General features: G+C 45.2%; 13 protein-coding genes. 5 read left to right on the top strand and 8 right to left on the bottom strand.

The features are described 5' to 3' along the window. Positions 1–81: 81 nt before the first annotated feature. From pheT to rpsT, 8 genes are all read right to left on the bottom strand, one after another. Entirely contained in the window at positions 82–2,478 is a 2,397-nt protein-coding gene (gene pheT, locus AC6H1S_RS13825; RefSeq protein ID WP_497563973.1) for a phenylalanine--tRNA ligase subunit beta, read from the bottom strand. Positions 2,479–2,627: 149 nt separating this feature from the next. Beyond that, positions 2,628–2,837, bottom strand: a complete 210-nt coding sequence (locus AC6H1S_RS13830; protein ID WP_199139738.1) for a hypothetical protein — start codon at positions 2,835–2,837, stop codon at positions 2,628–2,630. A 9-nt stretch (positions 2,838–2,846) separates the two neighbouring features. Further along, positions 2,847–4,238, bottom strand: a complete 1,392-nt coding sequence (locus AC6H1S_RS13835) for a radical SAM protein (RefSeq protein ID WP_497563974.1) — start codon at positions 4,236–4,238, stop codon at positions 2,847–2,849. Continuing rightward, positions 4,235–5,011 carry a prolipoprotein diacylglyceryl transferase gene (locus tag AC6H1S_RS13840; protein ID WP_497563975.1) on the bottom strand — a complete coding sequence of 259 codons (777 nt, stop codon included), beginning with the start codon at positions 5,009–5,011 and terminating at the stop codon, positions 4,235–4,237. The genes AC6H1S_RS13835 and AC6H1S_RS13840 overlap by 4 nt, the downstream gene beginning before the upstream one ends. Before the next feature lie 9 nt (positions 5,012–5,020). Then, positions 5,021–5,860: an endonuclease/exonuclease/phosphatase family protein gene (locus tag AC6H1S_RS13845; RefSeq protein ID WP_497563976.1), complete on the bottom strand. Its 840-nt coding sequence runs from the start codon at positions 5,858–5,860 to the stop codon at positions 5,021–5,023. 192 nt (positions 5,861–6,052) lie between these two features. Then, positions 6,053–6,751, bottom strand: a complete 699-nt coding sequence (radC, locus tag AC6H1S_RS13850; RefSeq protein WP_497563977.1) for a RadC family protein — start codon at positions 6,749–6,751, stop codon at positions 6,053–6,055. Positions 6,752–6,756: 5 nt separating this feature from the next. Further along, complete coding sequence (locus tag AC6H1S_RS13855) at positions 6,757–7,803, bottom strand: redoxin domain-containing protein (protein ID WP_497563978.1); 1,047 nt, start codon at positions 7,801–7,803, stop codon at positions 6,757–6,759. Positions 7,804–7,858: 55 nt separating this feature from the next. Continuing rightward, positions 7,859–8,113 (bottom strand): 30S ribosomal protein S20, encoded by a 255-nt coding sequence (gene rpsT, locus AC6H1S_RS13860; RefSeq protein ID WP_199139746.1) that lies wholly within the window; start codon positions 8,111–8,113, stop codon positions 7,859–7,861. A gap of 365 nt (positions 8,114–8,478) precedes the next feature. On the opposite strand from rpsT, the gene purN reads away from it, so the two are divergent. From purN to AC6H1S_RS13885, 5 genes are all read left to right on the top strand, one after another. Then, entirely contained in the window at positions 8,479–9,057 is a 579-nt protein-coding gene (gene purN / locus AC6H1S_RS13865; RefSeq protein ID WP_497563979.1) for a phosphoribosylglycinamide formyltransferase, read from the top strand. Between the two features lie 35 nt (positions 9,058–9,092). Continuing rightward, positions 9,093–9,386: a hypothetical protein gene (locus AC6H1S_RS13870; RefSeq protein ID WP_199139748.1), complete on the top strand. Its 294-nt coding sequence runs from the start codon at positions 9,093–9,095 to the stop codon at positions 9,384–9,386. Further along, the gene (locus AC6H1S_RS13875; protein WP_497563980.1) at positions 9,383–10,048 is read left to right on the top strand and encodes an ATP-binding cassette domain-containing protein; all 666 of its coding nucleotides are present in this window, start codon (positions 9,383–9,385) and stop codon (positions 10,046–10,048) included. The genes AC6H1S_RS13870 and AC6H1S_RS13875 overlap by 4 nt, the downstream gene beginning before the upstream one ends. A 100-nt stretch (positions 10,049–10,148) precedes the next feature. Next, positions 10,149–11,675, top strand: coding sequence for a bifunctional phosphoribosylaminoimidazolecarboxamide formyltransferase/IMP cyclohydrolase (gene purH, locus AC6H1S_RS13880; RefSeq protein ID WP_497563981.1), 1,527 nt, complete (start codon positions 10,149–10,151; stop codon positions 11,673–11,675). A gap of 198 nt (positions 11,676–11,873) precedes the next feature. Beyond that, positions 11,874–12,896 (top strand): rod shape-determining protein, encoded by a 1,023-nt coding sequence (locus tag AC6H1S_RS13885; RefSeq protein WP_055132282.1) that lies wholly within the window; start codon positions 11,874–11,876, stop codon positions 12,894–12,896. Positions 12,897–12,974: the final 78 nt, after the last annotated feature.

The following is a 12,974-nucleotide window of genomic DNA, read 5'->3' on the forward strand; positions in this document are numbered from 1 at the left end:
GATTGAATGTGGACGTTCCGATTAAAAAACTTAGCTCTCCATTCTTTCATTCCTTCATGCGATCATTCCATCATTTCTTTATTATCTAATTTCTGCTTTTGCGTTTTGGACTAAGTTAGCTATAATCTTTTGCATCACCGCATCGATTTGCTTATCGGTTAAGGTTTGCTCCTCGTCTTGCAGCGTAAAGTTCAGGGCGTACGACTTTTTGCCTTCCGGAAGCTTGTCGCCTTCGTACACGTCAAATACCTGCACCTGCTTGATCAATTTCTTCTCTGTTTTAAAGGCAATTGTCTTTAACTCGTCGAAAGTAACCTTTTTGTCGACCAGCATCGACAAATCCCTTCTTACCGATGGGTATTTCGGAACTTCTTTGTTGATGATCTTGTTTTTGCGAACCGCATCCAACAATCCAGCCCAATCAAAATCGGCATAAAACACTTCCTTGTCGGTTCCGGCTTGTTTTCTATCGGCCAGCGTGGCTGCGCCAAACGAAACCAGGGTTTGTGCGCCTCTGAAATATTTCAGTCCGTAAGCAAAATTTTCGTCTCTAATTTCTTCCGATTGGAAATTGGCAATGCCCAAACGGCCAATAATGGCATCTACGGCTGCCTTCAAGTTGTAAAAAGTAGAAGGACCATCGTTTTGGTTCCATTGTTCGCTTTGCTTGCTGCCAGTAACCAATACCAGCAAACGCGGACGCTCTATATACTCGCCATGAATTAAATGATAGGTTTTGCCAAACTCGTAGCATTTCAGATCGGCATTTCTGCGGTTCTGATTGTACACCACGCTTTCCAAAGCCGGCTGCAACAAACTTTGACGCATGACGTTCAAGTCGGAGCTCAACGGATTTAAAATCTGTACGGCTTCTTCTGGCTTTTTAGAAAAGGCCGAACGGGTAAGCGAATTGCACCAGATTTCTAAAAAGCCGTTTGCAGTAAGCATATCGGCAATCAGGTTCTGGATATTTTCTTTATTTGGCTTGGCGGTATAGGCTAATGAAGCATTTACCTTGGTAGGAATAACAATATTGTCGTAGCCATAAATACGCAATACCTCTTCGGTAATGTCGCATTCGCGGGTTACGTCTACCTTGTAGGCCGGCACTTTTAGGCTCAGGCCTTTTTCGGTTTCTGCCGCAACGGTAATGCCCAGGGCCACAATGATGGCTTTGATTTCGGTGGTCGGAATGTCCTGTCCGATCAAAGCAATGATGCCTTCATAAGTCACCTCTACATCGAATGGCTGTGCAGGAGCGGGATAAATATCAGCAATGGCCGAAGAAATCTCTCCACCAGCTACTTCCTTGATCAGCAAAGCCGCACGCTTAAGCGCCGTTACCGTAATTTCTGGATCTGTACCGCGCTCGAAACGGAAAGAAGCATCGGTTTTTAAGCCATGTCTTTTTGAAGTTTTACGAACCGATACCGAATTGAAATAGGCACTTTCTAAGAAGATATTGGTGGTTTGCTCGCTTACGCCAGAATTCTTGCCGCCAAATACGCCGGCAATGCACATCGGCTTGGTGGCACTGCAAATCATCAGGTCTTCGGCCGAAAGCTTGCGCTCCACATCATCAAGCGTTACAAACGGCGTGCCTTCAGGGCATTGTTTTACGATGACTTGCTTGCCGTCAATTTGGTCGGCATCAAAGGCGTGCAAAGGCTGGCCCAACTCGTGCAGCACATAATTGGTAACGTCTACGATATTATTGATCGGTCGGATACCGATTACTTTTAATTTGTCTTTTAGCCAATCGGGCGATGCCTTAACGGTTACGCCGCTAATGGTAACGCTGCTGTAACGCGGACAAGCTTCGGTATCCTCTACCGTTACCTCGATCTTTAACGATTCGTTGTCGGTTTTAAAGGCCGAAACATCAGGCATTTGGTAAGAAGTACGCAAGTAAGCCGCCAAATCCCTGGCCACGCCCAAATGCGAAGCGGCATCGGCGCGGTTTGGTGTTAATCCGATTTCGAACATGAAATCATCTTCCATCTTGAAATACGACTTGGCAGCGATCCCAATTGCAGTATCTTCTGGCAATACCATGATACCGGCATGTGAAGCGCCCAAACCGATCTCGTCTTCGGCACAAATCATACCGGCCGACTCTTCGCCCCTGATTTTAGATTTGTTGATTTTAAAAGGCTCGCCTTCGTTGGGATAAACGGTTGTGCCCACCGTAGCTACTACTACCTTTTGTCCGGCTGCCACATTTGGCGCACCACATACAATTTGCAGCCATTCGCCGGTACCGACGTCAACCTTGGTTACGCGCAAACGATCGGCGTTGGGATGCTGGACGCATTCAACTACCTGGCCAATGGCCAAACCCTCTAAGCCGCCCAAAACAGGCTGCACTTTTTCAAGGCTCTCTACCTCTAAACCAATATTGGTTAAAATAAGCGAGATTTCCTGTGGCGTTTTATCGGTTTGTATAAATTGCTTGAGCCAGTTGTATGATATTTTCATGTTTCAGTATCGAGTATGGCGCATTGCATGTAGCGTGAGGTTTTTCGCACCTCTCAATTCTCGCTATGCAATACTTTGCTATTAAAACGCAAAGATATTATTTAATGCCGAAAGCAGAAAGGCAGGCGAATAGTTTGACAAAGAAAAAATCAATGCATGCCGCCACCAATGCCACTGAGAATGGCTGCACAGGCACCGGCGCCAACCACTACCATAATTACGGAAATGATGATGAGCCTCAAACCCGGCTTAACGGGCTGACTGCTGGAAGATTTTGCAATGACCATGATCAAACCAACCAAGAAAAGTATCCCTGTGAAGGCCCAATACAGTAAGGATAATACAATTATTCCGTCCATAGCTTAAAGTTAATCAATTGGTGTCAATTTTTGCCTGATCGCATCAATTTTATGATCGCGGTAAAAAATATTCATGGTTTCGAAAGGCACCATCTTGTATTTATCGCTCACAATGTGGACACAGGATTTCTTTACGGCGCGCACATCAAAATCCAATGGATCCATAAAATTCATAATGATGATTCGAAACAGGTTGTCGTACTTTAAGCCATCGGCCTGCACCCTTGGCAAACAGCACATCAGTTCGCCAAACGTACCTTCGGCACAATCGACCGAAACACCGGTACTGAACAAATTGATCATGTGTTCTTTCAGTTTCTCATCATGCTCAAACACGATTGTATTTTTCGAATTGTTGAGCAAGTCTTCCGGGTTGATCAGGTTGGTCATCGGGATAACATCATCATCTATTTTTAAGGCATAGGCCATACACAGCGCATCAGGGTTACAAGGTACCGGAATCAGGTCTTGAGGGGTAAAAATAGACTGTTCGTAAATTTTGCGGCGTACTTCGGTTAAGGTAATCCGACCGGCCTGATCGTTGTAATTGTCGTTACGACCGGCAACCTGGGTAGGCTGAAAAGTGACGCCCCTTACGCATTTTTGTTTGAGGGCATACGCCAGAATATCACCAATTTCGTGATCGTTAAGGCCTTTTTGCAAAGTAACCACCAAGGTAGTAGACACATTGAATTGGTTGAGGTGGTCGATGGCCTTTCTTCTCACCTCGGTCAGGTCTTCGCCCCTTAATTGCGTAAGCACTTCGGGACTGAAACTATCAAACTGCAGATAGATTTCGAAATCGGGCATATAGCTGGCCAGCTTCTCTACAAAACCAATGTCTTTGGCTAGGCGGATTCCGTTGGTGTTGACCATCAGGTGTTTGATGGGCTTGGTTTTGGCCAGATCGAGGATGGCAAAAAAATCGGGATGCACGGTGGGCTCGCCGCCCGAAAGCTGCACCACATCGGGCTCGCCTTCATTGGTCACCACCACATCGAGCATCTTATCGATTTCTGCCAAAGTACGGTGCCTGCCGTAATGTGGCGACGACATGGCATAACAGGTTGGACAGCTCAGGTTGCAACGGTCGGTTACCTCAACAACGGTCAGGCACGAATGCTGTTCGTGGTCGGTACACAACCCACAATCGTAGGGGCAGCCATAATGCACTTTGGTGTTAAACTTCAAAGGCATTTCCGACTGCTTGTTATAGTTCCTGATCTGCTTGTAATATTCCACATCATCGGCAATCATGACCTTGCTTTCGCCATGCGTGCGACAGTTTTTAAGCATAAATACTTTAGCATCCTGAAAAATGATCTTGGCATCGCAAAGCATCAGGCATTCGGGGCAAAGGCTTTTCGTATAGTCGTAATAGATGTAATCTCTTGTTTTCATGGGCTAATTGGGTTCTCGGCAAAAGCTGCCTTGCACATTCGGATCAAAAACTTATAGTAATATAGGAATATAAATAGAGCCGACCAATGAATGCTGCTCAATTCTAAAAACAAGGGCTGATAGGGTTTTAAAAACTCGACCAGAAATCGATACAGGAAATAAAGCACCATGAAGAGTTTAAATCTATCGCCATTGCGCATTTCTTTATGACGTATACTTAGGAACAAAGCGAACAACAGCACCAAATAGATCATTTCATAAAGTGCCACCGGATGTCTTTTGATTCCGTCGCCCAAATCCATTCCCATCCAAAACCGGGTCTCTATGCCATAGGTAGGTTCGGCTACGCCCATTAAAAAACAGCCAATGCGACCAATAAACAGGGCTGTTAAAATCGGGATTACATATAAATCGCCAGAGGCAACTCGTACCCCGATAAACTTTTTGATGAGCTCTACGCCCAAAAGTCCACCCAACAAGCCACCCGCAATGGTTTTGCTGGCATACAAAATGCTAAAGGTAAGGTGAGGCAGTTGGTCTGGGGTTTCCAAAATGGCAATCAGCCTTGAGCCCACTAGCGCCCCAAGCATTGCGCCCAGCATAATCCACAGGCGGTTCTCATCCGAAATCGGGTCTTTTACGCCTTTCCGCAGGTAATAATAAACCCGAATACCGACTATAAAAGCCAGCGTTTCGAGCAGGTAATGCCAGTGATAGAGCCTACCGCCTAATGCGAACTGGACCGGAAAGCCAAGCCATAAGAATCTGCCCAAAACCAGCACCTAAAAATAAAGCCTTACAAAAACAGGCAAGTGATCTGAGTAATAACGTTGGTCTTTGCTGTCGGATAATACCGCAAACTTTTGCACCTTGAAAGCCTTGTTTACAAATACGTAATCTATTTTGTCTTTTAGAGGGCTATCCCATTTAAACGCGTTGAAGGTACCGGTTGGCCCATAAGGTGGCTCAACGGAAATGTCTTTGGTATCTGTTAAAAACGATTTGATGGTAGCGATGGCTTCTGTTTCGGGCGTTACGTTCAAGTCGCCGGTAAAAACCACAGGCAGCGTTGGCGCAATTTCCTGTATTTTCTTCTTGAGCAACTTAGCCGATTCGATCCTCGCCTGCACGCCCACATGGTCGTAATGCGTGTTGAAAACCAGAAATTCTTTTTTATTGGCCTTATCGTACAGTTTTACCCACGAACAGATTCGGTTCAGGGCGGCATCCCAGCCTTTGCTTGGCACATCGGGCGTGGTTGACAGCCAAAAAGTACCGCCGTCTTTTTTCACGAAACGGTTTTTGTTAAAATATACTGCCGAAAACTCGCCTTTGCGCTTGCCATCGTCGCGACCTACACCTACCGCATCAAAATTGGAATTGGCCAACAAATCGTCGAACTGCTCGGGTAGCGCCTCTTGTACGCAAAGAATATCGGTATCGTAAAAACGAACCAGGGCTTTTACATTGTCTTTTCGGTTGGGCCATGCGTTAATGCCATCAGAAGCTAAATTGAGCCTGATGTTATAGGTAATGATATTGATCGGCTGATTTTTCTGGGCAAAAGTTGCCGTAGCCACACACAGGCCAACAAACAACACGGCTAAGGTTTTTCTCATCATGCCCCTAAATTACGAATACTATGTTAAATTAGTGTTGCGCGGCGATAGTCAATGGTTGATAGTTGATAAACTACAGGTTGAGTTGAAGCTTTTTCGAGCAACATAAAAACAAGCTGTCGATTAGGAAAAGAAACCCATAAGCTACTCATAACCCAATAACCTAACGACTAACCGCCTAATTCAGCCAACGAACTACATATAACCTTCGTCGGCTAAGCTCATGAAAGAATTATCGGCGATGATCAGGTGATCAATAACCGGCAGTTCAAGCACCAAGCCTGCGGCAACTAGCTTCTGGGTAATTTCAATATCTGATGTACTCGGCTTGAGATTGCCCGAAGGATGGTTATGGGCCAGAATTATGGAAGAAGCCTTATGTTCAAAAGCAATCTTGAAAACCACTTTCGGATCGACCACCGTACCCGAAAAACCTCCTTTGCTCACTAATTGAGTGCCAATGACAAAATGGGCACGGTTAAGCAGCAAAATCCAAAATTCTTCGTGTGGCAGATCCGACAGTTCGCCCTGCATTACGGCAAAGGCATCTTGGGAAGAAACAACCTTTCTTGGCCTATCGGCTACGGCTTCCTTGCGCCGCCTGCCCAATTCGAGCGCTGCAATAATGGCAATAGCTTTGGCCTCGCCAATGCCATTAAACCTGGACAGTTCTTTGATTTCAACTTTTGCCAATCGGGCCAGGTCGTTGTGGTAAAACCTGAGAATGCGCTTGCTCAGGTCGACAGCCGTTTCGGTTTTGTTGCCCGATCCAACCAGGATGGCAATCAATTCGGCATCTGTTAATTGCTTACGGCCTTTGGCCGCGAGCTTCTCTCTGGGGCGATCGGCTTCTGCCCAGGCTTTGATGCCTAGTTTTTGCTCATTCTTTTTCATGACACCTATTTCGTTCCGCCAAAAACTTCCGCCAGTTTTTTGTCGAGTTCTTCTCCGCGGAGGTTGGTGGCCAAAACTATCCCGTTACCGTCTATCAAGATGTTGCTCGGAACGCTCCGTATGTTGAACATCCTCGAAACCGTATTTTCCCAGCCCCCCAAATCAGAAACATGTGTCCATTTTAAACCATCGGCTTTGATAGCCTTAAGCCATGCCTTTTTGTTGTCGTCCAAAGAAACACTTAAAATTTCAAATCCACGATTTTTATATTGCTGGTAGGCCTTCACTACCGTTGGGTTTTCTTGTCTGCAAGGCACGCACCACGATGCCCAAAAATCAACCAGCAGGTACTTGCCCTTAAAATCGCTAACCGAAACCGGATGTCCAAACTGGTTGCGCTGTTCGAAATCGGCTATTTTCTGGCCCACAACCACATCAACGGGCTTGATGTTATTGTTCTTGATCGCCAAGGCATAACTGGTTGTTTTTAGTGTTGGACTTAACGAAGCATAGACCTGCTGCAGTTCGTCGTTATCAAAATATTGCTGATATCCGCTCAAAATATAAAGCGAAATCATAGAATTAGGGTATTGACTCAACAGTTCGGCTACGCCCTGTCGGATGTTCTTTTTCTTTTCGTCGTCGGCAATTGGCGACTGGATGATTTTAGAAAACTGCTTCGTAACCGAATCGATCACTTGGTGGGCATGCCCAGCCTGAATGATTTTTCCTTTTACATCCAATCCGCTAAACCTGTTGTTTTTAAAAGAGGCCGTATCCAATTGGAGGATAGTTTGGCCAGCATCGATCCAAAAAGGCGTAAGACCTACCGGTTTAGCAAAGGGAACAGCAATATAGGCATAGGTAGGAATGCTTACCTTTCCCTTAAACAGGAAGCTTCCGTTTGTGGTATATACCGAATCTTTTTTGCCGTAGTAGAGGTAAACCTTACCGGCGTAGTTGTTGATTTTGCCCCGAACGGAAAAACGGTGCTGGGCATTGAGTTGGCTAAATAGGGATAGAAAAAAAACGAAAGCGAAGATTTTTTTCATAAAAAAAGCGGTATAGCATAGGCTACACCGCTCTAATATAGTTAAAAAAAAGCGACTATTTTAAACCGTTAACGAATTTCGTTAATTTGGATTTATTGTTAGAAGCCTTGTTTTTGTGGATTACATTTTTCTTGGCCAAACGATCTAGCATAGATACTACCTTAGGTAATAACTCTAAACCAGTTTTTTTATCTTCAGCAGCACGCAATCTTTTGATGAAAGTACGTGTAGTTTTTGCTTGATATCTGTTACGTAGACGTTTTGCTGCGTTTGCTCTAATTCTCTTTAAAGACGATTTATGATTTGCCATTCTTTTTCAGCCTTTTTGCTATTTTTATTATTTCGGACTGCAAATATAGAGTTATTGTTTTAAAATTCCAAAATGGTTTTGAAAATATTTTTTATTTAAACTCCTACTTTTTAATCACTTGCCAAAAACAAGCCTGGGAACGCATTTATATTACCCTAAAGTTAAGCCATTTAAAAAAAACGACAAAACTATTTCTTTAAAGGGGTAAAATGCTATTTTTGGAAAAACATCGGGATTTCGGGGCAAAAATCAGCAAACCGACCAGGTTTGGTTTAGTTTTTGTTCGGCGAATGTTAAAAAACTAAGGAACCGGCTAGGGCATATCCCCAAAACCCTGCCGTTTATTAAACGACTTCAAACATTAAATGAAAAAAAGGATCGCAATTTTTGCTTCGGGTTCAGGATCGAATGCGCAAAAGATAATGGAGCACTTTAAGCGCAATACGGAAGTGGAAGTTGCCTTGGTATTGACCAACAATCCGGATGCCTATGTATTGCAGCGCGCCGACAGCTTTGAAATACCTTCGCATATTTTCGACAAGCAAGAGTTTTACAAAACCGACAATATCCTCGACCTGCTCAAAAACCTCGATATCGACCTGATTGTGCTGGCTGGCTTTTTATGGCTCATCCCCAAAAACCTATTGCAGGAATATCCGGGCAGGATCATCAATATCCATCCCGCCATTTTGCCAAAGTTTGGCGGAAAAGGCATGTATGGCGACCACGTACACCAAGCCGTAATGGAAGCCAAGGAAACCGAAGGAGGCATCACCATCCACTACGTGAACGAGCACTACGACGAAGGCGAATATATTTACCAGGCCAAATACCGCATCGATAAGGACGACAACCTTGAAATGATCAAGTTCAAAGGTCAGCAACTGGAACACCTGCATTATCCGCGCATTGTAGAAAGCATCATCAAAAAGATCAAAAAATGATTTGCCAACCAGGCAAATCATCATTATCTTGACCTATGTTCAAAACCATCAGGTCGCTCTATACTTTTTACCTCAGCCATTTCTTTGCGGGGCTGCTCATCAGCCTGAGTTGCATGTACCTTTACCATGCCTTAGGCAACCGGGCCATTCCGGCCATTTGCTGGTACAAGGTCCTTACCATGGCCATTTTCTTCTACGCCGTTAATATCCGCAAAAGAAAGGAATTTGTTTATTACCAAAATTTGGGCATTTCAAAAAAACTGCTCTGGAGCGTTACCTTGGGCTTCGATTTCTTGTGGTTTGTAGCCCTAATGACATTAGCCAAATGATGCACAAACTGGAAGCCGATGGCATAGAACTCTCTTTTGGCACCCGAAAAATACTGCGGGGCGTTTACCTTAACTGCGAAACCAATAGGGTTACCGGCCTGCTGGGCCGTAACGGCGAGGGCAAATCCTGCCTGATGAACATCATCTACGGATCGCTCAAAGCCGATATCCGTTCGGTAAGATTTAACGGCAAGAGCATGCCGCAAGCTTTTAAAAGACCCGACCTCCTCACCTATTTGCCCCAATTCAACTTTGTGCCCGCTTCCCTCGCTTTAAAAAGGGTATTTAACGACTTTGGACTGGCATTTGCCGATTTCGAAGCGGCTTTCCCCGAATTTGTTGGCAGGAATGGCGCCAAAGTAGGCCAGCTTTCCGGAGGCCAGCGGCGCCTGCTGGAAGTGTACCTCATTGTACAATCCGAATCGCAGTTCTCTATGCTCGACGAGCCTTTTTCGAACGTCATGCCTTTGCACATCGAAAAGATAAAGGAACTGATCCTAGCCGCGAAACCACGCAAGGGCTTTATCATTACCGACCATTATTACCAGCACATTGTGGAACTCGGCGACCAGCTTTACCTGCTGAGGGAAGGTCAAACCCACCTCTGCCAAAGCCATGCCGATCTGGAATGGTTTGGCTATGTAAGCCAACTGACTCAATAGCGCTAAAAACGTCTTTTTACGGCTTCTCAATTTTATTCAAAAACACCTTCAAAAAACACCCAAGTTTTCTTAACTTTGCGGCTTAAAACAATACCCTTCAATGAGCCAGCCAGTAAAGATCAAAAACGCTTTAATTTCAGTATATTATAAAGATGGTTTAGCGCCATTAGTCCAACATTTAGCCGAGCAGGGCGTTACCTTATTTTCTACAGGTGGCACCGAGCAATTTATCAAGGATCTGGGATTGCCGGTAACGGCGGTAGAAGACCTGACCAGCTACCCTTCTATTTTGGGTGGCCGCGTAAAAACCCTGCACCCGAAGGTATTTGGGGGCATCTTAAACCGCAGGGGCCTAACTGCCGACCAAGAACAAATTACCCAATACGAAATTCCGGAAATAGATTTGGTCATTGTTGACCTTTACCCTTTTGAGGAAACCGTAAAAGCTGGCGGAACCGACGAAGAAATTATCGAGAAAATCGATATCGGTGGCATTTCGCTGATCCGCGCGGCGGCCAAAAACTTCAACGATGTGGTAATCATTGCCTCGAAAGCAGATTACGGCACCTTATTGCAGCAATTACAGGAACAAAACAACAGCACTACCTTGGCGCAGCGTAAGGCTTATGCCAAAAAGGCTTTCCATACTTCTTCGCATTACGATACAGCCATCTTCAACTATTTCAACAACGAGGAGCCTTTAAACGTGTTTAAACAAAGCATTGCACAGGCCCAAACTTTGCGCTACGGCGAAAACCCACATCAGCAAGGTACTTTTTACGGCAATCTGGAAGAAATGTTTACCAAGCTGAACGGCAAGGAACTGAGCTACAACAACCTGGTTGACGTGGATGCCGCAGTAAGCTTAATCGACGAATTTACCGAGCCTACTTTCGCCATTTTAAAACACACCAATGCCTGTGGCGTGGCTTCGCGACCAACCATTTTACAGGCCTGGATCGATGCACTGGCCTGCGATCCGGTTTCGGCCTTTGGCGGCGTACTGATTGCCAACCGCGAAATAGACCTGGCTACCGCTACGGCCATCAACAACCTGTTCTTCGAAGTGCTGATTGCCCCTTCTTACCAGCCCGAAGCTGTAGAACTGTTCAGGGAAAAGAAAAACAGGGTGATTTTGCAAAGAAACGAGGTTGAATTGAGCAACAAGCAATTCAAAACCTTATTGAACGGCGTTATTGAGCAAGACAAAGACCTGAGCTTGGAAGGTGCCGAGCAAATGACTACCGTTACCGAAAAAGCGCCTAGCGCCGAATCGATCCAGGATTTGATCTTTGCCAACAAAATTGTAAAGCATACCAAATCGAACACCATCGTTTTCGTTAAAAACAATGTGCTTTTGGCGAGTGGCGTTGGACAGACCTCGAGGGTGGATGCCTTGAAGCAGGCCGTTGTAAAAGCCAATTCATTTGGCTTCGATTTGAATGGTGCCGTAATGGCCTCGGATGCCTTCTTCCCTTTCCCAGACTGCGTAGAATTAGCAGCCGAAGCCGGAATTGTTGCCGTATTGCAACCAGGCGGTTCGATCAAAGACAAGGATTCGGTGGAGATGGCCAACCAAAAAGGCATTGCCATGGTAACAACGGGCGTAAGGCACTTTAAACATTAACCAATACAACACTTGCGAAGTCTTCTACGCTTCGCAAGCGCCTTTTTAATCCCTGAACACAGGATATTGATTTTCAAACGATTTTGAACAAAATAAATACCTGGTGTCAAGGATTTTTTAGATTAAAATATAATAAAAAGACTATTTTTACATTTGAAATAGTATACATTAACAAGCATAAGATAATATACGACATAAATGGGTTTATTTAATTGGTTTACACAAGAGGTAGCTATAGATTTAGGCACCGCAAACACCCTCATCATACATAACGACAAAGTAGTAGTTGACGAACCTTCTATCGTTGCCTTCGACAGGCAGACTAACAAAATCATCGCCATTGGCAGACAAGCCATGCAGATGGAAGGCAAAACCCACGACAACATCAGAACGGTAAGACCTTTAAAGGACGGTGTAATTGCCGACTTTAATGCAGCAGAAGCCATGATCAAAGGCATGATCCGCATGTTGAACGGCGGCAAAGGCTGGATGTTCCCTTCGCTAAGAATGGTGATCTGTATTCCGTCGGGTATTACCGAGGTAGAAAAACGGGCGGTTAGAGACAGTGCCGAAATTGCAGGCGCCAAAGAAGTTTACCTGATTCACGAACCAATGGCTGCCGCGGTGGGTATCGGCATCGACGTAGAAGAACCCATGGGCAACATGATCATCGATATCGGTGGCGGAACAACCGAAATTGCGGTTATTGCGCTTTCGGGTATTGTTTGCGACCAGTCTATCCGCGTTGCGGGAGACAACTTCGACTCTGACATTGTGAATTACATCCGTCGCCAGCACAACATCATGATCGGCGATCGTACCGCGGAAAAAATCAAGATCGAAGTTGGCGCGGCCTTGCCAGAGCTTTCCGACCCGCCGGCAGATTTTGCCGTTCAGGGCAGAGATTTGATGACCGGCGTACCTAAACAGATTACCGTTTCGTATACCGAAATTGCGCACTGTTTGGATAAATCGATTTCGAAAATAGAAGAAGCGATTTTAAAGGCCCTGGAGATTACACCACCTGAGCTTTCGGCCGACATTTACCAAACCGGTATCTATTTAACCGGTGGTGGTGCGCTATTGCGCGGCCTGGACAAACGTGTGGCGGCCAAAACCAAACTGCCGGTACACGTAGCCGAAGATCCGCTTCGTGCCGTAGTACGCGGCACCGGCATTGCCCTGAAAAACATTGGCAACTTTAAATTCTTAATGCAATAATCAAAGATGTGAGATATTAGATGTGAGATTTGAGACAACACCAAACTCGTATCTGATATCTCACATCTAATATCTTAC

The organism is Pedobacter sp. TM02 (assembly GCF_059705275.1).